This window comes from Micromonospora sp. HM5-17 (genome assembly GCF_003762835.1).
GTDB lineage: Bacteria > Actinomycetota > Actinomycetes > Mycobacteriales > Micromonosporaceae > Plantactinospora.
Genome location: NZ_RJWA01000002.1, coordinates 888,261 through 909,823 on the forward strand (window position 1 = coordinate 888,261; position 21,563 = coordinate 909,823).

A 21,563-nucleotide genomic window follows, 5' to 3' on the forward strand; every position below is an offset into this window, starting at 1 on the left:
GATCCCCTCGGCACGGTCCGTCCCGGCACGGTTGGCCGTCTTTCCGGCTCGGCGGTGGTCTCGGCCCGAACGGGTGGTACGTCCCCCGGCGTGGCCGCCGGGGTGCCCCGTCACCGAGGCGTGGACCGGGCGGTTGTGGCGTCGGGGTGGTGGCTCGTGGCCGGGGTGAGCGCCGCCGCGGTGTCGTCGTCGAGCGGGTAGAACGACTCGACGGAGAGCTCCGCCACGGTGACGTCCAACGGAGTGCCGAACGTGACGATGGTGCTGAGGAACGAGAGCCGCCGGTCACCGCGCCGGATCTGCAGCGGCACCACGACCTCACCGGGACCCGGGACCTCCACCTCCGGCTCCGGCTGGTCACAGGGGTACGCCCGCAGCTCGTCGTACAGGTCGGCCAGTTCGGCGTCGCCGGTCAGCTCGAGCTGCCGTCGGAGCCGGCCGAGCAGGTGGGCCCGCCACTCGCCGAGGTTGACGATCCGGGGCGCGAGACCGGCCGGGTGCAGGGCCAGCCGGAGCACGTTGACCGGTGGGACGAGCAGTGCCGGGTCGGCGCCCTCGGTGAACACGTCGATGGTGTCGTTGGCCTCGATTAGGTGCCAGCTCCGGTCCACCGCCACGGCCGGATAGGGCTGGTGGGCCGCGAGCACCCGGCGGACCGCCGCGCGGACCGCGCGCAGCGCGGGGGAGTCCAGCGGTGTTCGTGGATAGATCGGCGCGTAGCCCGCCGCGAGCAGGAGTTGGTTGCGTTCCCGCAGCGGCACGTCGAGCTTGTCGGCGAGGCGGAGCACCATGTCCCGGCTCGGCATGGCCCGGCCCGTCTCCACGAAGCTCAGGTGTCGGGTGGAGATCTCCGCCGCAATGGCGAGTTCGAGCTGGCTCAGCCGGCGCCGTTCGCGCCAGCTCCGGAGCAGCTGGCCGACGGGCCGCTGCCGGGCCTCGGTGACCGTCATCTCGTCATCACCGTTCTGATCGTACGGACGTCTTCCGGCACCGCCCGTGCGGCGTCCGCCCTGGCGGGCCGGTGGAGCTGCGGTGGGCCGGGCCGCCGTCGCGGGTGAGGGACGGACGGCGACCCGGCCGCGGACCCGCCGGGATCAGCTGGCGCAGGCGGATCCGTTCAGGGTGAAGGCCGTGGGCGGCGGCAGGCTGTCGGAGTAGGTGCCCTGGTATCCGACGCTGACGGTGCCTCCGGAGGGGAGGGACGCGTTCCACGCCGCGTTGCTGACGGTGATCTGGTTCCCCGACTGGCTCCAGACGCCGCTCCAGCCGGTGCTCAGCCGTACCCCGGAACCGACCGTGAAGGTCAGGCTCCAGCCGTTCAGGGCGGCGCCGTTGTTGGTGATCCGGATCTCGGCCGTGAAGCCGCCGGGCCACTGGTTGGTGCTGTAGCTCACCTGGCAGGCGCCGCTCGGTGGGGTCGTCGGTGTGGTCGGTGGGGTCGTGGGCGGTGTGGTCGGTGGGGTCGTGGGCGGGGTCGTCGGCGGAGTGGTGGGAGCGGTGGTGGGCGGGGTGGTCGGCGGGTTCGGTGCGGCCATCGCCATCTCGTACGCCCGCTGCGGGACGAACTGGCCGGCGCCGGCGATGCAGCCGTCGGCCTCACCCGGAAGCTTGATCCAGAGGAACGCGTCGACCGCCGGATCGCCGGTGTTGGTGGTGCTGGGGGTGCCGATCGCCCGCCCCGGTGGGTCGCACCACTCCCCGTCGGGGGCCGGCCCGTTGCCGTTGCGGCTGGTGTCGACGACGATCTTCAGGTGGGACGCGCCGGTGGCCGCCACGACCGCCTTGGCGTAGCTGACCGACTCGGCCGTGGTGCGGTAGTTCGAGACGTTGACCGAGATGCCGTCGGCGCTGTTCGCGATGTCGGCGGCGACGAGCCGGGCGGCCATCGCGGACGGTGCGAGCCAGGCGGAGTGCGCCGCGTCGAAGTAGACCCTGGCCTGGCTGGAGCCGGCCTTGAGGCGCTTGCCGGCGTACGCCATGGAGGCCCGCGTCTCGGCCTGCTGCGCCTCGGTCATGCAGCTGGTCATCAGCGCCAGTACGTCCGGCTCCAGGATGATGCTGGCGGGCTGTCCGGCGAGCCCGGCCGCGACCTCGTCGATCCACTGCCGGTACGCGGTGTGGTTGGGCATGCCACCGCTGCTGGCGCCGCTGCAGTCCCGGTTGGGGATGTTGTAGATCACCAGGATCGGGATCCTGCCCGCCGCCGCGGCGGCGTTGACGAAGGCGTTGACCTGGCCACGTACGGTGCTCGTGTTGTTCTGGGTGAACCACCGTCCCTGTGGGACGCTGGCGATGCGGTCCCGGATGATGGCGGCCCGCGGGTCGTTCGGGTTCGCGGCCACCCAGCGGGCCGCGTTGGTGTCCGGGTCGACGTAGAAGGCCGAGTCGGCGGCGCGGGCGGCGGTGGGGTGCAGCAGGCCGACGGCGGTGCCGGCCGTCGCGGCGAGTGCCGCGGCGGCGACGGCGCCGGCGGCGGTGAGCGCGGATCTCAGACGCATGCGGAGCTCCCTCGGGACGGCGTGGTATTGAGAAGTATTTATGGAAGCGCTCCCATAGACATCGACAACGGTAAGCCCATGTTGCCCTCGTGTGAAGTACCGGTTTCGAGACGTCGGCCCCGCCGCAGGTCACGGGGCCTCGGTGACGGGTGGGCCCGATGGGTGTCGACGCACGGTGTCGAGACGCCCGATCAATGCCTCCTCCGGTCAGCTCGGCCGGGATCCGCCACGGGGTCGGCGTCGTGGCGGCCCACCGTGGTGCGATGCTGTACCCAGTGCGGCCGCCGGGGCGGCGGGACCTGTCGGAGGTGCGGGTGGAGGCGTCGCGGGTGGCGGACCGGCCATGAACCTCGAGTTGACTGCTCAGCGGGCGGGCGGTCCACTTCGACACGATGCCCTCTTCTACCTCGGCGACGAGGACTACGTCGCCGGCATCCGGTCGTTCGTCGAGGCCGGACTGGCCGCCGGCGAGCCGGTCCTGATCGCGGTGCCCGGGGCCCGGCTGGACCTGCTGCGGGCGGCCTTCACCCAGGCGGAACTGCGTTTCGTCGACATGGCCCGCGACGGCCGTAACCCCGCGTGGATCATTCCCGGGGTGCTGCACGCCTTCGTCGCCGAGCACGGCGGCCGGCGGGTGCGGATCGTCGGGGAGCCGATCTGGCCGGAACGGTCGGCGACGGTCTACCCGCGGTGCGTCCAGCACGAGGCATTGATCAACATCGTGCTCGCCGACCGTCCGGTCAGCATCCTCTGCCCGTACGACGCGGTGCGGCTCGGCGTCGACGCCATCGCCGACGCCGCGAGTACCCACCCCTTCCTGATCAGGGACGGTGACCGGCAGCCCAGCGCCGGCTACGGGTGCCCGGAGGAGGTGGTCGACGCCTTCAACGTGCCCTTTCCCGCGCCGTCGCCGTCCGCCGCGACCCTCTTCTTCGACGCTTCGGGGCTCTCCGGGATGCGCGCGATGGTCGCCGCGCTGGCGACCGAGGCCGGGTTGTCGGCCGACCGGGTCGAGGACCTGCGGATCGCGACCAACGAGATCGCCACCAACGCCGTCGTCCACTCCGGCCGACCCGCCGTGGTCCGGGTCTGGCCGGACGAGGAGGGCGTGGTCTGCGAGGTCACCGGCACCAGCGTCCTCACCGACCGACTCGCCGGGCGGATACCACCGGCGCCGGCCGCCGACCGGGGCCGGGGACTCTTCCTGGCCAACTACCTGTGCGACCTGGTCCAGGTGCACACCGACGAGACCTCGACCACCGTCCGGCTGCACGTGTACCGCTGACCGGGCGGCGCGCCCCGGGCCGACCCGGGCCGGCTCGCAGGTTCGGGAGCGGCCGGCGGGTCACCCGTTCGGGGTGGCGGATCCGGTGGTGTATCGGGCCGGCGTCGGGCATGATCGGCGGGCGTGTCCTCCTCCTCAGCCCCGGTTCCCGTCCGGCAGACCGCGCGGGCCTCCCTGCTCCTTCTCGCCTACCTGGCCTTCATCAGTCTCGGCCTGCCCGACGGACTGCTCGGCGTCGGGTGGCCGTCGATCCGGTCCGAGTTCACGGTGCCGACCGAGGCCGTCGGCCTGCTGCTGACGTCGGGAACGGTCGGGTACCTCGTCTCCAGCGTGGTCGCCGGGTTCAGCATCGCCCGGCTCGGGGTCGGCTGGCTCCTGGCCGGCAGCACCGCCCTGGCCAGCCTCGCCCTGGCCGGGTACGCGGCCTCGCCGGCCCTGCCGTCGATGATCGGTTGCGCGTTGCTGCTCGGACTCGGGTCCGGGGCGATCGACGCCGGCCTCAACGCGTACGCGGCCGACGCGTTCGGGCCCCGGCACATGAACTGGATGCACGCCTGCTTCGGCCTCGGTGTCGCGGCCGGCCCGATGATCATGACGACGGTGTTGGGTGCCGACCTGGCGTGGCGCTGGGGGTACGGCATCGTCGCGGCCGCCCAGGCGGTCCTGGCCCTCGCCTTCGTCCTGACCGTCGGCATCTGGACCCGGCGTCCTCCGGCCCCCGCCGCGGCCGTTCCCGTGTCGGCGCCGCCGGACGGGTCGACCGTCGCCGCGGCCGCGGTGCGGTCGCCGGAGTCGTCTCCGGGTGAGACGCTCCCGCCCGGGTCGTCTCCGGCCGCCTCCCTGCCGGCGGGGGCACCTCCGGGCGCTCCCGTGGTCGGGCCGGTCGGGGAGGAGGCCGCGCTCGCCGGGGGTGAGCCTGGGCTCGCGACGGAGCCGCGGCCGGCGGCGCCGGCCGCCGCCGAACCGGTGCGGATCCGCGAGACCCTGACGCGGCCGGCCGTGTGGTTCGGCGCGGCGACCTTCGCGGTCTACGTGGCGGTCGAGGTCGCCGCCGGACTCTGGGCCTTCCTGCTGCTGACCACGGGCCGGGGGATGACGCCGGCAGCGGCCGGCTTCTGCGTCTCGGCCTACTGGGGCAGCCTCTTCCTCGGCCGGGTGGCCCAGGGGCTGCTGGCCGAGCGGCTCGGGACCCGTCCGGTGCTGCTCGGCGGCATGGTCGGGATGGCCGTCGGGTCCGGCCTGGTGGCCGTGCCCGGGCCGGCCTGGCTCGCGGTGACCGGGCTCGCCGTGTTGGGCTTCGCGGCGGCCCCGGTCTTCCCGCTCCTCACCCTCACCACCGCGGAGCGGGTGGGGCGACGGCACGCCGACCGGGCGATCGGGGTGCAGATCGCCGCGGCGGGGTTGGGCGGTGCCCTCATCCCGAGCGGGTTCGGGGTGCTGATCGGTCGGGCCTCGGTCGAGGCGCTGGGGCCGGCGCTTCTCGTGGCGTCGCTCGTCATGCTGGCGCTCCACCGTGCGTCGGATCGGCGCGGAACGGCGGCGCGTCGTCCGGGCGTACGGCCCGATCCGGCGGCCTGAGCTCAGGACGCCGCCCGCCGGGCCTCCGGGATATTCCGGCCCCGGACACGGTCGGCGCCGTCCGGCGGGCGCGCGACGGCGGCGGACCCGGTCAGTGCGGTCCGTTCCGGCCGGTCGTCGAGGGGCGGTGCCGGCGCTGGTCGTCGGCGCGTTCCGCGGTACGGTCCGGCTCGGTCGCCGCGTCGCGTGGCGCGTCGTCGACCGCGGCGCCGTGGCCGAACGCCGACTCCTCGCCCGCGTCGTTGCCGGTGACGTCGTCCACCTGCCCGTCGGGGGTGGAGGTGGCCACCGCCCGGGTCAGCTCGGCCAGGGGGAGGCGTTCCTCGTCCCGCCACACGTGCCTGTCATCGTCGGTCATGCCCTCGCCCTACCCGGCCCGGTGGAGCGACAAACGGTGGGCGGGTCGCGCCGTGCCGCCGACGGGGACGCCCGGCCCGGCGCGGCGCCGGCACTCCGGCGCCGCGCTCCACCGCGTCGTCGGGGCGGCGGAAAGCGTTCGAGAATCGCGACCCGGCGGCACGACCACCGCTCGGCGGCCGACCCGGAGCCGGGTGGATCCGACCCGGGCCGGCGGTGACGGACGCGCGACCGGACGGCCCGGCCTCCCCGGCGGCCATCCGGTACGTCGCGGTTCCGGCTACGGCTGCGGCCGGGACACCGTGCCGCGCCACGCGCCGGTCTCGGCGCCGCGCCGCTCGATGAACTCCTTGAACCGGCGCAGGTCGCCCTCGACGCGGCGGTCCACCACGCCGAGCTTGTCACCGGTCTTCTCGACGACCCCCTGCGGCTCGAAGTCCAGCTGCGCGGTCACCCGGGTGTGGTTCTCGTCGAGCCGGTGAAAGGTCACCACCCCGGCCTGGCGGGTGCCGTCGGTCGAGGTCCAGGCCACCCGCTCGTCGGGGAGCTGCTCGGTGATCCGGGCGTCGAACTCCCGGCTCACCCCGCCGATCTCGACCTTCCAGTGGGTCATCGTGTCGGAGATCTGCCGGACCTCCTCGACACCCTCCATGAACTCCGGGAAGTCCTCGAACTGGGTCCACTGGCCGTACGCGGTCCGAATCGGCACCGCGACGTCGACGGACTTGGTCACGCTGCTCATGCCCTCCTCCTTCTCGTCGATCGGCCTGGTCCTCGTGCCGTCGCCGGGCGAGTCGGTGGTCACCAGCGCTGGGTCTCGTTCCCGTGTCCGAGGGCGGCCCAGATCTCCGACACGGTCTGGAAGTCGGTGTCCGGCGGCAGCCGGTCGAGCTGGGCGAGGACCTCGTCCGGCGCCTCGTTCTCCTCGGCGCTGAGCCGGAGGCTGTCCCGGTCCCCGGGCAGCGCCGACAGCGGGATGAACCTCCCCAACTGGCTGCGCTGTTCGATCTCCTCCGGGGTCATGCCCTGTGGCACGCCGCTCCGGGTGTCGTTCTCGGGCGCCCGGGTGATCACCGGCTGGTCCTCGCCGGCCGGTTCCGGCTCGCGCCACTCCGCGGCGCGGCCCCCGGCCGTGCTCTGCACCGTGCCCTTCACCTCGCGGCCCATCTCCTCGTCCACGCGCGGGCTGTGCTTGCTGCTGCCACGTTCCATGTCTGGTGCGCTACCCGAGGGCGCCGACGCCAAACGGTGGTCGCGGCCGCGCCGCACACGCCGACCCGCGCCGGCGCCTCGCGACGGGGTGGCGGCGGTCGGGGGCGGTTAGTTTCCGCCCGGCCCGGGAAACGGAGGGGAACGCCCGCGACCGGCCGGGCGGTCACGCTGCGGCGGGCCGGGTGGCCACGGACCCGGGCGGACCCGTTCGGATGGTCCGGACGGGGGACGAACCGCTAGCCGGAGGAGGAGATCATGCCCGGACGCGAGGTTCTGCCCAGCACGGTGCGCCGCTCGTCCGACAAGGCGCAGCGGACGTGGGCGAAGACCCACGACTCGGCCGTCGAGACGTACGGCGAGGGTGAACGGTCGCACCGGACGGCGTTCGCCGCGCTCAAGCACTCCTTCGAGAAGGTCGGCGACCATTGGGAGCCGAAGGGCCGCAAGGGTCCGAGCGACCCGCAGGCGGCCGGTGGCGGGCCGGCGCGGCGTACGCCGACCGCCAGCGGCGTCGACGCCAACGCGCCCAAGGCACACCTGCTGGAGGTCGCGAAGCGGCTGGAGGTGCGGGGTCGTTCCCGGATGACCAAGGCCGAACTCGTGGGCGCGATCCAGAAGGCGAACAACCGGCGCACCGCCGAGGCGCGGGAGCGGGAGAAGGGGCGCAGGCGGCGGTGACCGTGGCGGGCGGGCGATCCGGTGCTCACCACCGGCCGTCCGCCTCGCCGCCGGGCGCCTCGATGTGCACGGCCTTGACGGCGCTCAGCTCGTCGAGCAGCTCCGGGCCGTACCCGAAGCCGTGTCCGCTGCCGCCCCGGGGCTCGGCCGCGCCACCGGGCGCGCCACCAAAGACGGAGTTGATTTTGACGGTTCCGACCGGCAGCTCCCGCCACGCGCGCTGGGCGTGGCTCATCGAGGTCGTCAGGACCGTGGCGGCCAGCCCGTACGGCGAGGAGGACGCCCGGGACAGCGCCTCGTCGAACGAGTCCACCACCATCACCGGCGCCACCGGGCCGAAGGTCTCCTCCCGCATCACCGCCATCTGGTCGGTGCACTCGGCGAGCACCGTCGGCGGATAGAAGGCGCCCGGCCCGTTCGGGACCCGGCCGCCGGTGAGGACTCGGGCGCCCTCGGCGACCGCGGCGTCGACCTGCCGGGCCACGCGCTCGCGGTGCCGCTGGTCCACCAGCGGACCGAGTTCGGTCAGCGGGTCCCGCCCCGGCCCGACCCGCAACGCCTCCGCCCGCTGGACCAGCGCGGTGAGGAACCGGGGGGCGACGGAGCGCAGGACGTAGATCCGTTCCACGGAGACGCAGAGCTGGCCGGAGTTGGCGAAGGCGCCGAGCGCCGCCTGCTCGGCGGCCCAGCACGGATCGACGCCGTCGTCCACGATCAGCGGGTCGCTGCCGCCGTTCTCCAGCAGCACCTTGGCGCCGGTACGGGCGCACGCCGCGGCGATGGACCGACCGGTGGTGGTGGAGCCGACGTGCGCGACGACGTCGACGTCCTGGCCGGCGAGGACGGCGCCCACCCCGCCGTCTCCGGTCACCAGGGAGAGAACCCCGGGCGGCAGGTGCTCGTCGAGCAGTCGGGCGAGCAGCCAGCCCGTGGCCGGGCTGCGTTCGCTCGGCTTGTAGACCACCGTGTTGCCGGTGACCAGGGCCGCGCCGAGCAGGCCGCAGGAGACCGCGACCGGGTCGTTCCACGGGGTGATCACCGCGACCACGCCCCGAGGCTGGGGCACCATCAGGTCGATCGCGTCGTGCTCCCCGGCCAGGGTACGCCCGCCGCGGACCGGCCCGAGTTCGGCGTACTGGCGAAGCGTCGCCACCCCGGCCTCCACCCCGGTCCGGGCCGCGCCCAGGGGCCGCCCCATCTCGGCGGTCTGCGCGTCGGCGAGGCGGTCCGCGTTCGCCTCCAGCGCGTCCGCCGCGCGGTGAAGCGCGGCGGCCCGCTCCACCGGGGCGGTCCGGGCCCAGCCCAGGAACGCCGCGCGCGCCCCCTTCACCGCGGCCGCGATCTCGGCCTCGCCGGCCACCGGGACCTCGCTGACCGGTGTCCCGCCCGCCGGGTCGAGCACGGTCAACCGTCCGCCGTCACCGTCGGCCCCCCACACACCGGCGATCAGCTGCTGCACGTGGTACATGGGACGCAGGTTGCCCCCGCCCACGCGCGCCAAACTCGATCGTTTCGACCCATCCGAGACGGGTAGCGCGCGGGCGGCGGTATACAGTGCCCGGGTGACGGCCCTCCCCGACGGTGCCGACGCCGTCGTCGTCGGCGCCGGACACAACGGCCTGGTCGCGGCCAACCTGCTGGCGGACGCCGGGTGGGACGTGCTCGTGCTCGAGGCGACCGCCGGGGCCGGCGGTGCGGTCCGGTCGGCGGAGGTGACCGCCCCGGGCTACCTCAGCGACCTGTACAGCGCCTTCTACCCGCTCGGGTTCGCCTCACCGGTGCTGCGTCGGCTGGGACTCGACCGCTACGGGCTGGCCTGGCGGCACGCCCCGGACGTGGTGGCGCATCTCTTCCCGGACGACCGGGCGGTGGTGCTCAACCGCGCCCCCGAGGTCACCGCGGCCTCGCTGGAGCGGTTCGGCGCCGGGGACGGGGAGCGCTGGCTCGCCGCGTACGCGCGGTGGCGTGAGATCTCGGCGCCGCTGCTCGACGCGCTTCTCACGCCGTTCCCCCCGGTACGACCCGGGTGGGCGCTGCTGCGGCGGCTCCGTACCGCCGGTGCGCTCCGCCTGGCCCGCCAGCTGGTGCTGCCCGTCCGCGAACTCGGCGCCGAGCTCTTCGCCGGGGACGGGGGACCGGCCCTGCTGGCCGGCTGCGCGCTGCACACCGACCTCACGCCGGACGACGCGGGTTCCGGCGTGTACGGCTGGCTGCTCGCCATGCTCGGCCAGGAGGTGGGCTGGCCGGTTCCGGTGGGCGGGGCGCAACGGATCACCGACGCCCTGGTGGCCCGCCTCCTGGAACGCGGCGGTCAGATCCGCTACCGGACCCCGGTCGACCGGATCCTGATCGCGCGGAACCGGGCCGTCGGGGTGCGATCGGCGGACGGCGGCCTGTGGCGGGCCCGCCGGGCGGTCCTGGCCGACGTACCCGCTCCGGCGCTCTTCCTCGACCTGGTGGGCACGGAACGCCTGCCGCCCCGGCTCGTCGCGGACCTGGCGCACTTCCGCTGGGACGGGTCGACGGTCAAGGTGGACTGGGCCCTGGCCGGGCCGGTGCCGTGGCGGAACCCGGCCGTCGCCGGGGCCGGCACGGTGCACCTCGGCGGGGACGTCGACGGGCTCAGCCGGTACGCGGCCGGGCTGCGCCGGGGCGAGCTGTCGGCGGAGCCGTTCGTCCTGGCCGGCCAGTTGACGGTGGCCGACCCGAGCCGCTCGCCGGCGGGTACGGAGTCGTTCTGGGCGTACACCCACCTGCCGTTCCGCCGGCACTGGTCGCCGGACGAGGTCGCCGAGCGGGTCGCGGTGCTCGAGGCGGTGCTGGAGCGGGCGGCGCCCGGGTTCGGGGCGCTGGTCCGGGGGCGGCACGTCGCCGGACCAGCCGACCTGGCGGCGGGCGACCCGAACCTGGTCGGCGGCGCCGTCGGCGGTGGCACGTCCGCGGCGTACCAGCAGCTCTTCCTGCGACCGGTGCCCGGGCTGGGTCGGGCGGACACCCCGATCGACCGGCTGTTCCTCGCCAGCGCCTCGGCGCACCCCGGCGGCGGCGTACACGGCGGGCCGGGCGCCAACGCGGCCCGGGCCGCGCTGGCCCGGGACCGGGCCCTGACCGGCCGGGTCTACGGCGCGGCGGTCTCGGCGGCGCTGCGGGCCGTCTACGCGTGACGCCGCCGACCCCGAGCCGGGTCGGCGGCGGGCGGTGGCCGTTTCCCGCGCCCGGACGGGTCAGCCGGTCGGTTCGGCGGGATCCTCGGGCTCTGCCGGGGTCTCCCGGGGCGGCTGTGCCGGGGTGATGCGGCGGTGGCGCCCGCGCAGCTTGAACGGCATCAGGGCGCTTTCGATCTTGGTTGCCGTGGTCATCTTCGAGTCGCCGTCACGGCGTTCCTCGAAGCGGATCGGCACCTCCAGGATGGTGTGACCGAGCTTGGTGGCCAGGTAGTGCATCTCGACCTGGAAGCTGTATCCGTTCGACTGGACCCGGTCCAGGCCGATGTCGCGCAGGGCGTTGGCCCGCCAGATCTTGAAGCCCGCGGTCAGGTCGCGGATCCGGACCTGGAGCAGGGTGTGGACGTAGAAGTTGGCCCACCCGCTCAACGCCCTCCGATACAGCGGCCACGCCTGGTCGAGCTCGCCGCCGGGAACGTATCGCGAGCCGATGACCACGCCGGCGCGGGTGGACAGCAACGCGCCGAGCATGCCGGGCAGCGCCTCCGGCGGGTGGGACAGGTCGGCGTCCATCTGGGCGACGTACTCGGCGCCGCCGTCGAGCGCCCGGCTGATGCCGTCGACGTACGCCCGCCCGAGCCCCTCCTTGCCGGGGCGGTGCACGACCTGGATGCGCTCGGGGTGCTCGATGGCGAGCTTGTCGGCGATCTCGCCGGTGCCGTCGGGCGAGTTGTCGTCGACGACGAGGATGCTCAGCCTGGGCAGCGGGAGGGCGAGCAGGCGTTCGACCAGTACCGGCAGATTGCCCGCTTCGTTGTAGGTGGGAACGACGACGGTCAGGCGAGCGTCCCGCCAGGGCGACGGCAGCTCCACGGGTTCGATCATCGGGCGTCCTTGGTTGGCCGACAGCGGTCAGGGGCAAAGCGTAACGTGACGTGGAGCCGGCATTACAACACGGTTCAAATGGCCTAAATCGTCTGTCAGCATCGGAAGCTCGACGACTGCCGCCGCGCGGTCCGGCCTGCGGAGCGTACCCGATCGTCGGTCGCCCACGGTCCGGGCCGGCGGCGCCGCGGGCCGTCCGGGCGCCCGGTCACCGGGGACTCCCGGCCCGCCGCGCCAGACACCGCGTCCGGTGTCCCGGTCGAATTCCCGCCGCCTCGCGCGGTATCCGTCCGACCGCGGCGGGTAAGGGTAGGTGGACCCGGGCGACGCCGGGTCGATCTGCGGCGGAGGCGGACGGGCGGCGGGGCCGTTCCGACCGCGCCGGCACACCAGGTGAGCCCGCCGGCGCGCCGGACGGCGCCCGGCTGGTCCCGTGTGCCCCGGTCGGGCCGGATTGATGTTTACTCCTCCTGCCCCCGGGAACCCGCCGCCGTGCGCAACGACCAGGTCGACCCGCATCTTCGCAGGTCAGGGACACCGCGCGGTGGCCCCGGCGAGGTGCGGATCCGACCGGGGCTGTTCGACGCCGTGCTCCTGGACCGGGACGGCACGCTCGTGTACGACGTCCCGTACAACGGTGACCCCGACCTCGTCCGCCCCCTACCGGGGGCCCGCGTGGCGCTGGACCGGCTTCGCGCCGCCGGACTGCGGCTGGGCGTGGTGACCAACCAGTCCGGGCTCGCCCGCGGTCGCATCACCGCCGCCGACCTGGCCCGGGTCAACGCCCGGGTCGACGAACTCCTCGGTCCCTTCGACACCTGGCACGTCTGCCCACACGCCGACGTCGCCCCCGGCGTGCCGGGCTGCCAGTGCCGCAAACCGGCGCCCGGTCTGATCTGGGACGCGGCGCGGGCGCTCGGTACCCATCCGACCCGGTGCGTGCTCGTCGGCGACATCGGTGCGGACATGACCGCGGCCGGTGCCGCCGGCGCCAGCGGCATCCTGGTGCCGACGCGTGCGACCCGCGTCGCGGAGATCGCCGCGGCCCCGGCGGTGGCCGCCGACCTGAATGCCGCGGTGGACCTGATCCTCTGGCGACACAGGCTGGGCGGGTCCGACGCCGACCCGCCGCGCCGCGGACGCCGCCGGTGCGTACTGGTCGCCCGACCCGACTCGGTGGGCGACGTCCTGGTCACCGGTCCGGCGATCCGCGCGGTGGCGGCGAACGCCGACCGGGTGGTGATGCTCTGCGGTCCGCGTGGCCGGGCGGCCGCAGAGCTGCTGCCCGGCGTCGACGAACTGGTGGAGTGGCGGTTGCCCTGGATCGATCCGCAACCCGGGGCGGTGGATCCCGCCGAGATGGCGCGGCTCGTCGCCCGGCTCGCCGAGGTCGGCGCGGACGAGGCCGTCGTCTTCACCTCGTTTCACCAGTCCGCGCTGCCGCTCGCGCTGCTGCTGCGGATGGCCGGGGTCGGCCGGATCTCGGCGATCAGCGATGACTATCCCGGTTCGCTGCTCGACGTGCGGCACCGGGTGCCGTCCGGGATTCCGGAGGCCGAGCGGGCGCTGTCGCTCGCCGCGGCGGCGGGATTTCCGCTGCCCGCCGAGGACGAACCCCGCCTGCGGTTGCGCCCGGAGGAACTCGGCACGGCGGCGGCCGGATCCGGTCACGGTGGCCCGGTCGCGTCCGAGTCCGGGGATGCCGACCGTGGCGCGGCCCTGCCCGAGCCCGGTTACGTGGTGGTCCACCCCGGTTCCTCGGTGCCGGCCCGCGCCTGCCCGCCCGAGGTCTGTGCGCGGATCGTCCGGGCGTTGACCGACGCCGGGCACCGGGTGGTGGTGACCGGCGGTCCGGGGGAGGGGCCGCTGACCGCCCGGGTCGCCGGGCGTACCGGGATCGACCTCGGTGGACAGACGTCGTTGCGGCGGCTCGCCACGATCATCGCCCGGGCCGCCTGCCTGGTGGTCGGCAACACGGGGCCGGCGCACCTCGCCGCGGCCGTCGGCGTTCCCGTGGTCAGCCTCTTCGCCCCCACCGTCCCCTTCGGACAGTGGGGGCCCTTCCGTGTGCCGACGGTCCGGCTGGGCGCCGCCGCCGCCGACTGCCGGCACACCCGGGCCACCACCTGCCCGGTGCCCGGCCACCCCTGCCTGTCCGGGATCGAGCCGCGACAGGTGGTCGAGGCGGTCCGGCTCCTGGACCGCGGGCTGGCCCGGCCCGCCGGGTCCGTCCGCGGTACGCGCACGCCCGGCGATCCTGATCGACCCGTCCAGGGGGCGCCGACCACGGTCACCGACGCCGGCACCGGAGCCGGGTCGGCCGTGGGCGCGGGCACGATCTCCGGCGGGGTACCGGTCTCCGGCGCCGCCGCCGGGGGAAGCGGATCGCCCGCGACGGCGGCAGCCGGGGCGACCCTGGTCGCGAGGGCCGTTCCGGCGTCCGGAGCCGTACCGGGTCGGCCGGCCGGGGGCGTGGTCACGGTCGGCGCGCTGGTGGCCGGCGGGTACCACGGCCGCCGGCTCCCGCCCGCCGGCGGTCCACCTCCCACCCGACCGTCGGAGGTGGGATCGTGAACATCCTGCTGTGGCACGTGCACGGCTCCTGGACCACCGCCTTCGTCCAGGGGAAGCACCGCTACCTCGTGCCGGTCACCCCGGACCGCGGCCCGTACGGGCTGGGGCGGGCCCGGACCTACCCGTGGCCGGACACCGTGGACGAGATCAGTCCGGAGGAGCTGGCCCGCGCCGAGGTCGACGTGGTGATCCTGCAACGGCCCGAGGAGATCGAGCTCGCCGAGGCGTGGCTGGGCCGGCGGATCGGCCGGGACGTGCCGGCGGTCTTCGTCGAGCACAACACCCCGAAGCAGGGGAACGTGCCGAACAGCCGGCACCCGCTGGCCGACCGGGACGACCTGCTGATCGTGCACGTCACGCACTTCAACGCGCTCTTCTGGGACACCGGCGGTACCCGGACCACGGTCGTCGAGCACGGCATCGTCGCGCCGACCGCCCGCTACACCGGAGAGCTGCCCCGGCTCGCGGTCGTGGTGAACGAGCCGGTACGCCGGTGGCGGGTCACCGGCACCGACCTGCTGCCGCGCTTCGCCGAGATCGCCCCGCTCGACGTCTTCGGGATGGGGGTGACGGGGCTGCCGGAGCGGCTCGGCCTGCCGGCGGACCGGCTCGCCGTCTACGACGATCTGCCGCAGAGCCGGATGCAGGCGGAGATCGCCCGGCGGCGGGCGTACCTGCACCTGTGCCGCTGGACCTCGCTCGGGCTGAGCCTGATCGAGGCGATGGCGATGGGAATGCCGGTGGTGGTGCTCGCCGCCACCGAGGCGGTCGCCGCCGTACCGCCGGACGCCGGGGTGCTCGCGACCCGGGTGGAGACCCTGCTCGACGGTGCCCGCCGGTTCGTCGCCGAGCCGGAGACCGCGCGCCGGATCGGCGCGCGAGCCCGGGAGACCGCCCAGGCCCGGTACGGCCTCGATCGGTTCCTGGCGGACTGGGACCGGTTGCTGGAGGAGGAAGTATGCGCGTCGCGATGATCTCCGAGCACGCCAGCCCGCTCGCGGTACTCGGCGGCGAGGACGCCGGCGGCCAGAACACCCACGTCGCCGAGCTCTCCGCGGCGCTCGCCGATGCCGGCCACGACGTCCGGGTCTACACCCGGCGGGACGGACCGGAGCTGCCGGAGACCGTACGGATGCGCGACGGCGTGGACGTCGTCCACGTTCCGGCCGGCCCACCGGAGCCGATCGCCAAGGACGACCTGCTGCCGTACATGAAGGAGTTCAGCCGCTGGCTGGTCGATCGGTGGCAGGGCGGGGACTGGCTCCCCGACGTGGCGCACGCGCACTTCTGGATGAGCGGCCTGGCCGGTATCGCCGCCGGGCGGCGGAGCGGGGTGCCGGTGGTGCAGACGTACCACGCGCTCGGCACGGTCAAGCGGCGGCACCAGGGCGCGGCCGACACCAGCCCGGCCCGGCGCATCGGCTACGAACGCGCGCTCGGCCGGGCCGTGGACCGGGTCATCGCGCAGAGCCAGGACGAGGTTCGGGAACTGGTCCGGATGGGGGTTCCGCTGGACCGGATGACGGTGATCCCGTCCGGGGTCAACAACCGGACCTTCTCCCCGGAGGGCCCCGCCGTGCCCCGGGTGCCGGGCCGGCCACGGATCCTGACCGTGGGACGGCTGGTGGAGCGGAAGGGGTACCAGGACCTGATCCGGGCGATGCCGGCGATTCCCGACGCCGAGTGCGTCATCGTCGGCGGGCCGCCGCCGGGCGAGGTCGACACCGATCCGCAGGTGCGGCGACTGCGCGCGCTCGCCGCCGAGGTCGGGGTCGCCGACCGGGTACGCCTGGTCGGCGCCGTCCCCCGGGAGGAGATGCCGTACTGGTACCGGTCGGCGGACGTCCTGGTCGCCGCCCCCTGGTACGAGCCGTTCGGGCTGACCCCGTTGGAGGCGATGGCCTGCGGGGTGCCGGTGGTCGGCACCGCCGTCGGCGGCCTCACCGACACGATCGTCGCCGGACGGACCGGCGACCTGGTGCCGCCCCGCGATCCCGTGGCGCTCGGGGCGGCCGTCCGGGACCTGCTGGCCGACCGGGTACGCCGCTACGCGTACGCCCGGGCGGCGTTGGACCGGGCCCGGCGCCAGTACGCCTGGAGCCGGACCGCCGAGCAGATCGGCGCCGTCTACGCGGCGGTCAGCGAGGTGCGGCGGCCGAGCGGGGTGGTCGCCGGATGACCGTGCCGACGTCGATGGAGCTGCTCGACGGCCACCTCGCCGGGCTCGCCTCGGCGCTGTTGCCGTACCGCTCGGTGGCGGGCCGGCTCGCCCGCTGGGGCCACGACCTGGCGCGACTGCTGGCCGGCGGGGGGCGGCTGCTGGTCGCCGGGAACGGCGGGAGCGCGGCCGAGGCCCAGCACCTCGCCGCCGAACTGGTCGGCAAGCTCCGCGACGACCGGGCTCCGCTCTCGGCGATCGCGCTCTGCGCGGAGACCTCGTCGCTCACCGCGCTCGGCAACGACTACGGCTTCGACGAGGTCTTCGCCCGGCAGGTCCGCGCGCACGGCCGCTCCGGCGACATCCTGCTGCTGCTCTCGACGAGCGGCCGCAGCGCCAACCTGGTCCGGGCCGCCCGGGCCGGCCGGGAACTCGGCCTGCGCTGTTGGGCGTTAACCGGGCCGACGCCGAACCCGCTCGCCGACGCCTGCACCGACGTCCTCGCGGTTCCCTCGCCGGACAACCAGGTGGTGCAGGAACTGCACCTGGTCTCGGCCCACGTCCTCTGCGCGTACGTCGACGCCCACCTGCCGGTGCTGCTCGGCCCGGCCGGCCGGTACGGCGCCGGCCAGCCGTCGCCCAACCCGCTGGGCGCACCGGCGGCGGAGCCGGGTCCGGCGGCGCCGGGCGCCACCCCACCGGTCCGGCCCTCCGGGGTGGCCGACGAACTCGTGCTGCGGGTGCCGGGCGGCATCGACCTGGGGACGAGCGAGGAGGAGCCGTGACCGGACAGATCGTGGTTGTCGGCGACACGCTGCTCGACCGGGACGTCGAGGGAGTGGTGAACCGGCTGTGCCCGGATTCGCCGGTGCCGGTGCTCGACGAGAACACCAGCGTCGACCGGCCCGGCGGCGCCGGGCTCGCCGCGCTCTTCGCCGCCGGGCGCGGGTTCGAGGTCGCGCTCGTCACGGCCCTGGCCGACGACGAGGGTGGGGCTCGGTTGAGCCAGTTGCTCAACGCGGCCGGGGTGCAGGTCTACGGGCTGCCGCTGGCCGGTGCCACACCCGAGAAGATCCGGCTGCGGACCCGGGGTCGGGTGCTGCTACGGCACGACCGGGGCGGCCCGGCGGGCCCACCCGGGGAGCCGTCCGAGGCCGTGCTGGAACTGCTGGCCGAGGCGACGGCGGTGCTGGTCAGCGACTACGGCCGCGGCGTGGCCCGCCATCCCACCCTCCGGTCGGCCCTGGCCGCCGGCACGGCACCGATCGTCTGGGATCCGCACCCCCGCGGACCGGCGGCGGTGCCCGGGGTACGACTGGCCACCCCGAACGAGGTGGAGGCCCGGGAACTGGCCGGGGTGGCGCCCGGCGGCTCCCGCCTGACGAACGCGTCCCGCAGCGCCCAGGCCCTGCGGGAACGGTGGCGGGCCGCCGCCGTGGCGGTGACCCTCGGCGGCGAGGGCGCACTGCTCAGCCATGCCGGCGCGACCCCGCTGATGGTGCCCGCCCCCGGTTGCGCCGACGGCGACACCTGCGGGGCCGGCGACCGGTTCGCGGCCACCGCGACGCTGGCGTTGGCCGAGGGGGCGCTGGTTTCCGAGGCGGTGCAGCGGGCCGTCGTCGAGGCCTCCGGGTACGTGGCGGCCGGCGGTGTGGCCGAGGCCGTACCGGTGCTGACCCCGCTTCCGTCCGGCGCCGGCACCGGGCTGCCGGCCGCCGCGGTGCCGCCGGTCGGCCGGATCGTCGGTGACGGTCCCGGTGTCGGCCTGGCCGCACGCGCCACCGTGCCGATCGCGGCCGTGGACTGGAGCGACCGGATCGGTCCACGGGCGGCCGGCGAGGTCGTCGCCCGGGTACGCGCCGTCGGCGGCACCGTGGTCGCCACCGGCGGATGCTTCGACCTGCTGCATGCCGGGCACGTGGCGACGCTGCAGGCGGCGCGCCAGCTCGGCGACTGCCTCGTGGTCTGCGTGAACTCCGACGAGAGCGTGGCGGGGCTGAAGGGGCCGGAGCGGCCGCTGGTCCGGCACGCCGACCGGGCCCGGCTGCTGGCCGCCCTCGGCTGCGTGGACGCGGTCGTGATCTTCGACGAGCCGACCCCGAACGCGGTGCTCTCCTGGCTGCGCCCGGACGTCTGGGTCAAGGGCGGGGACTACGGCACCGGGGGCGACGGCCCGGACCTGCCGGAGGCCGAGATGCTGCGGCGCTGGGGCGGGTACGCCGTCGTGGTGCCCTACCTGGACGGTCGCTCGACCAGCAGCATGATCGCCGCGGCCCGGGCGGGTGCCCGGCCGGTGGGTGGGACCCGATGACCGGCGCGGTGGCGGGCGGCCGACCGGCCCCGGTCGCGGCCGACGGTGCGGTCCTGGTCACCGGTGGCGCCAGCGGCCTCGGGGCGGCGGTGGTGACCGCGATCGCCGCGGCCGGAGGCCGGCCCTGCGTCCTTGACCAGCGGGCGCCGAGCGTGCAGGTGCCGTGGGTCGCCTGCGACCTGGCCGACACCCGGGCCGCCGAGGCGGCGACCCGAGAACTGGCCGAGCGAGCGGGTGGGCTCTCCGGGGTGGTGACCGCCGCTGGTATCGACACTCCGGGTCGGTTGGCGGAGGTTCCGGCGGAGGCCTGGGAGCGGGTGGTCACGGTCGATCTGCTCGCCACGGCGGCGGTGGTCCGGGCCGCGTTGCCGTACCTGGAGCGCTCGGCCGGCACCGTGGTGACGGTGGCGTCGACCCTGGGGGTGAAGGCGGTCAGCGATGCCACCGCGTACTGTGCGGCGAAGTTCGGGGTGGTGGGGTTCACCCGGGCGTTGGCCGCCGAGCTCGCCGGCTCGGTCGGGGTGACGCTGTTGATCCCTGGCGGGATGCGGACCGCCTTCTTCGACGGTCGCGCCGAGCAGTACCGGCCCGGTCCGGACGCCGCCCTGACCGATCCGGCCGACGTCGCCGCCGCCGTGGTGTTCGCGTTGCGCCAGCCGCCCGGCTGTGCGATCCGGGAACTCGTGGTCTGCGCGGATCGGGAGTCGTCGTACCCGTGATCCTGGTGCTGCGGGCGCTCGGGGTGGGTGACCTGGCGACGGCGGTGCCGGCGCTGCGCGGACTGCGTGCCGCCTTTCCGGAGCACACCCTGACCGTTGCCGCGCCCGACTGGCTCACCCCGCTGGTGGAACTGGTCGGCGACGTCGACAACGTGATCCCCACCGACGGGTTGGACCGGGTCGAGTGGCGGGGCCCGGTGCCGTACTGGGCGGTCAACCTGCACGGGCGGGGTCCCGAGTCACACCGGCTGCTCCAGGCCGCGGGGGCCGAGCGGCTCTGCGCCTTCCGCTGCCCGGAGGCGGGGCACCTGGATGGCCCGGTCTGGCACGACGACGAGCACGAGGTGCACCGGTGGTGTCGTCTGCTGCGCTGGTACGGCATCGAGGCGGACCCGGGGGACCTGGAGCTGCGGCGCCCGGCGCCCGGCCGGGTGTCGGTCGGGGCGACCGTGGTGCATCCGGGCGGCAAGGGCAGCGCCCGCCGCTGGCCCCCGGCGCGCTTCGCGGCGGTGGCCCGGGAACTGGCCCGGGCCGGGCACAGGGTCGTGGTGACCGGCTCGCCGGGGGAGCGGGCGCTGGTGGAGCGGGTGGTCCGTGGCGCCGGGCTGCCGCACACCGCCGCGCTGGCGGGGCGGCTCGGCCTGGTCGAGCTCGCGGCGCTGGTCGCGTACGGCCGGCTGCTGGTCAGTACGGACACCGGAGTGGCCCACCTGGCCACCGCGTACCGGACCCCGTCGGTGGTGCTCTTCGGCCCGGTTCCGCCGCACCGGTGGGGACCGCCGCCGGATCGGCCCTGGCACCGGGTCCTCGGCTCCGACCGGGCGGCTGCCGGCTCCCCGGCCGCCGCTGGCTCTCCGGCCCTCGGCGCCCCGGACGCCGATTCCGCCCTAGGGTCGCCCGACGACGTCGCGGCCGGGTCCGGGGACGGTCGGCACCGGCCGCATCCGACGCTGGCCGCGATCGGGGTCGACGAGGTCCTCACCGCCGCGGCCGAGGCCGAGCGGGCGGGCCGGGACCGGGACGTACGTGCGGGACGGGACCGTGCGACTGCGGCGTAGCGACCTGGCCGCGCCCGGCTACGGGCGGCGCCGGTACGGCCGGGGGGTGCGGTTCCTCGACACCGAGGGGCGACCGCTGCGCGATCCGGACGAGATCGCTCGGCTCCGGGCCCTGGCGATCCCGCCCGCCTGGCGGGACGTCTGGATCTGTCCGCATCCGGCGGGGCACATCCAGGCGGTCGGTGTCGACGCGGCCGGGCGACGGCAGTACCTCTACCATCCACTGTGGCGGACGCGCCGGGACCAGGCCAAGTTCCACCACGTCCTCGAGGTGGCGACCCGGCTCCCCACGCTGCGCCGACGGGTCGACGCCGATCTCGCCACCCGTGGGCTGCGCCGGCCCCGGGTGCTGGCGACGGTGGCCAAGCTGCTGGACATGGGGACGTTCCGAATCGGCAGCGACCAGTACGCGGCCGGCGACGACCCGACGTTCGGCGTTGCGACGCTGCGGCCCGAGCACCTCCGGTGCCGGGGCGGCGCGGTGATCTTCGCGTTCCCGGCCAAGGGTGGCATCGATCAGGTGCTGCGCGTCGACGACCCGCGGCTGTGCCAGGTGCTACGGGCGCTGCGGCGGCGCCGCCGCGGTGCGGCGCGGCTCTTCGGCTACTGGGACGGACGGGCGTGGCGGGACGTCCGCAGCGACGAGGTCAACGACTACCTGCGCGCGGCGAGCGGCGGCGAGATGACGGCCAAGGACTTCCGGACCTGGCACGCGACCGTGCTCGCGGCCACCCGGCTGGCTGGTGACGCCCCGCCGCGCTCCGCCGCCGGTCGCCGCCGGGCCGTGGCGGCGGTGATGCGGGAGGTCGCCGCACTGCTCGGCAACACCCCAGCGGTGGCGCGCGCCTCCTACGTGCACCCGCGGGTGGTCGACCTCTACCACGACGGGGTGCTGGCGCGGGTCGCCGCCGACGCGCCGCGGGACGTCGCCGAGGCCGCGGTGCTCGACCTCCTCCACCCGAACCCGCCGTCCGCCGCGAGGTCGGGGCGCCGGTAACGCCGTACCGGCACCGCGGGGCGGTACGGGTCGGCGGGTGGGGTCCGGGTCGGCGGCGGGCCGGTCGCGGGGCCGGGCGGACGGTACGG

General features: G+C 75.4%; 17 protein-coding genes and 2 pseudogenes. 12 read left to right on the top strand and 7 right to left on the bottom strand.

Features of this window, described 5'->3' with window-relative positions:
- Positions 1-110 precede the first annotated feature (110 nt).
- On the bottom strand, positions 111-950 hold the full coding sequence (locus EF879_RS08965) for a helix-turn-helix domain-containing protein (RefSeq protein ID WP_123556604.1): 840 nt from the start codon (positions 948-950) through the stop codon (positions 111-113).
- A 144-nt stretch (positions 951-1,094) separates the two neighbouring features.
- Entirely contained in the window at positions 1,095-2,498 is a 1,404-nt protein-coding gene (locus tag EF879_RS08970) for a glycoside hydrolase family 6 protein (RefSeq protein WP_123556606.1), read from the bottom strand.
- A 343-nt stretch (positions 2,499-2,841) separates the two neighbouring features.
- Here EF879_RS08970 and EF879_RS08975 point away from each other — a divergent pair, with 343 nt between their 5' ends.
- Both EF879_RS08975 and EF879_RS08980 read left to right on the top strand, forming a co-directional pair.
- Complete coding sequence (locus EF879_RS08975) at positions 2,842-3,783, top strand: sensor histidine kinase (RefSeq protein ID WP_123556608.1); 942 nt, start codon at positions 2,842-2,844, stop codon at positions 3,781-3,783.
- Positions 3,784-3,906: 123 nt separating this feature from the next.
- On the top strand, positions 3,907-5,361 hold the full coding sequence (locus EF879_RS08980; protein ID WP_233604330.1) for a sugar MFS transporter: 1,455 nt from the start codon (positions 3,907-3,909) through the stop codon (positions 5,359-5,361).
- Positions 5,362-5,452: 91 nt separating this feature from the next.
- Here EF879_RS08980 and EF879_RS08985 read toward each other — a convergent pair whose 3' ends face one another.
- The 3 genes from EF879_RS08985 to EF879_RS08995 all read right to left on the bottom strand — a co-directional run bounded on the left by EF879_RS08985 (position 5,453) and on the right by EF879_RS08995 (position 6,930).
- Positions 5,453-5,719, bottom strand: coding sequence for a hypothetical protein (locus EF879_RS08985; RefSeq protein ID WP_123556610.1), 267 nt, complete (start codon positions 5,717-5,719; stop codon positions 5,453-5,455).
- A 279-nt stretch (positions 5,720-5,998) separates the two neighbouring features.
- On the bottom strand, positions 5,999-6,460 hold the full coding sequence (locus EF879_RS08990) for an SRPBCC family protein (RefSeq protein WP_123556977.1): 462 nt from the start codon (positions 6,458-6,460) through the stop codon (positions 5,999-6,001).
- A 59-nt stretch (positions 6,461-6,519) separates the two neighbouring features.
- Positions 6,520-6,930: a DUF2795 domain-containing protein gene (locus EF879_RS08995; RefSeq protein WP_123556612.1), complete on the bottom strand. Its 411-nt coding sequence runs from the start codon at positions 6,928-6,930 to the stop codon at positions 6,520-6,522.
- A 255-nt stretch (positions 6,931-7,185) separates the two neighbouring features.
- Between EF879_RS08995 and EF879_RS09000 the strand changes: the two genes are divergently transcribed.
- Positions 7,186-7,608, top strand: coding sequence for a ChaB family protein (locus tag EF879_RS09000; RefSeq protein WP_123556614.1), 423 nt, complete (start codon positions 7,186-7,188; stop codon positions 7,606-7,608).
- A 25-nt stretch (positions 7,609-7,633) separates the two neighbouring features.
- Here EF879_RS09000 and EF879_RS09005 read toward each other — a convergent pair whose 3' ends face one another.
- Entirely contained in the window at positions 7,634-9,076 is a 1,443-nt protein-coding gene (locus EF879_RS09005; protein ID WP_123556616.1) for an aldehyde dehydrogenase, read from the bottom strand.
- Between the two features lie 94 nt (positions 9,077-9,170).
- Between EF879_RS09005 and EF879_RS09010 the strand changes: the two genes are divergently transcribed.
- A complete protein-coding gene (locus EF879_RS09010; RefSeq protein ID WP_233604331.1) occupies positions 9,171-10,772 on the top strand; it encodes an NAD(P)/FAD-dependent oxidoreductase in 1,602 nt (533 codons plus the stop codon).
- Between the two features lie 126 nt (positions 10,773-10,898).
- On the opposite strand, the pseudogene EF879_RS09015 reads toward EF879_RS09010, so the two are convergent.
- Positions 10,899-11,657, bottom strand: a pseudogene (locus EF879_RS09015) (polyprenol monophosphomannose synthase); the annotation flags it as partial.
- A gap of 492 nt (positions 11,658-12,149) precedes the next feature.
- On the opposite strand from EF879_RS09015, the pseudogene EF879_RS09020 reads away from it, so the two are divergent.
- The 8 genes and pseudogenes from EF879_RS09020 to EF879_RS09055 all read left to right on the top strand — a co-directional run.
- Positions 12,150-13,877 (top strand): annotated as a pseudogene (locus EF879_RS09020) (HAD-IIIA family hydrolase); the annotation flags it as partial.
- Between the two features lie 350 nt (positions 13,878-14,227).
- Positions 14,228-15,205, top strand: a complete 978-nt coding sequence (locus tag EF879_RS09025; RefSeq protein WP_123556620.1) for a glycosyltransferase — start codon at positions 14,228-14,230, stop codon at positions 15,203-15,205.
- The gene (locus tag EF879_RS09030) at positions 15,190-16,410 is read left to right on the top strand and encodes a glycosyltransferase (RefSeq protein ID WP_123556622.1); all 1,221 of its coding nucleotides are present in this window, start codon (positions 15,190-15,192) and stop codon (positions 16,408-16,410) included. Before EF879_RS09025 ends, EF879_RS09030 begins: the two co-directional genes overlap by 16 nt.
- Positions 16,411-16,412: 2 nt before the next feature.
- Entirely contained in the window at positions 16,413-17,174 is a 762-nt protein-coding gene (locus EF879_RS09035) for an SIS domain-containing protein (RefSeq protein WP_370375468.1), read from the top strand.
- Entirely contained in the window at positions 17,171-18,700 is a 1,530-nt protein-coding gene (locus EF879_RS09040; RefSeq protein WP_123556626.1) for a PfkB family carbohydrate kinase, read from the top strand. Before EF879_RS09035 ends, EF879_RS09040 begins: the two co-directional genes overlap by 4 nt.
- Entirely contained in the window at positions 18,697-19,419 is a 723-nt protein-coding gene (locus EF879_RS09045) for an SDR family oxidoreductase (RefSeq protein ID WP_123556628.1), read from the top strand. Before EF879_RS09040 ends, EF879_RS09045 begins: the two co-directional genes overlap by 4 nt.
- On the top strand, positions 19,416-20,477 hold the full coding sequence (locus tag EF879_RS09050) for a glycosyltransferase family 9 protein (RefSeq protein ID WP_123556629.1): 1,062 nt from the start codon (positions 19,416-19,418) through the stop codon (positions 20,475-20,477). The genes EF879_RS09045 and EF879_RS09050 overlap by 4 nt, the downstream gene beginning before the upstream one ends.
- Positions 20,461-21,474 (top strand): DNA topoisomerase IB, encoded by a 1,014-nt coding sequence (locus EF879_RS09055; protein ID WP_123556980.1) that lies wholly within the window; start codon positions 20,461-20,463, stop codon positions 21,472-21,474. Before EF879_RS09050 ends, EF879_RS09055 begins: the two co-directional genes overlap by 17 nt.
- The last annotated feature ends 89 nt before the right edge of the window (positions 21,475-21,563 follow it).

Bases quoted from the DNA above. Each gene is read 5' to 3' on its own strand.
- EF879_RS08965 (WP_123556604.1), bottom strand. From the start codon at position 950: ATGACGGTCACCGAGGCCCGGCAGCGGCCCGTCGGCCAGCTGCTCCGG.
- EF879_RS08970 (WP_123556606.1), bottom strand. From the start codon at position 2,498: ATGCGTCTGAGATCCGCGCTCACCGCCGCCGGCGCCGTCGCCGCCGCG.
- EF879_RS08975 (WP_123556608.1), top strand. From the start codon at position 2,842: ATGAACCTCGAGTTGACTGCTCAGCGGGCGGGCGGTCCACTTCGACAC.
- EF879_RS08985 (WP_123556610.1), bottom strand. From the start codon at position 5,719: ATGACCGACGATGACAGGCACGTGTGGCGGGACGAGGAACGCCTCCCC.
- EF879_RS08990 (WP_123556977.1), bottom strand. From the start codon at position 6,460: ATGAGCAGCGTGACCAAGTCCGTCGACGTCGCGGTGCCGATTCGGACC.
- EF879_RS08995 (WP_123556612.1), bottom strand. From the start codon at position 6,930: ATGGAACGTGGCAGCAGCAAGCACAGCCCGCGCGTGGACGAGGAGATG.
- EF879_RS09000 (WP_123556614.1), top strand. From the start codon at position 7,186: ATGCCCGGACGCGAGGTTCTGCCCAGCACGGTGCGCCGCTCGTCCGAC.
- EF879_RS09005 (WP_123556616.1), bottom strand. From the start codon at position 9,076: ATGTACCACGTGCAGCAGCTGATCGCCGGTGTGTGGGGGGCCGACGGT.
- EF879_RS09030 (WP_123556622.1), top strand. From the start codon at position 15,190: ATGCGCGTCGCGATGATCTCCGAGCACGCCAGCCCGCTCGCGGTACTC.
- EF879_RS09045 (WP_123556628.1), top strand. From the start codon at position 18,697: ATGACCGGCGCGGTGGCGGGCGGCCGACCGGCCCCGGTCGCGGCCGAC.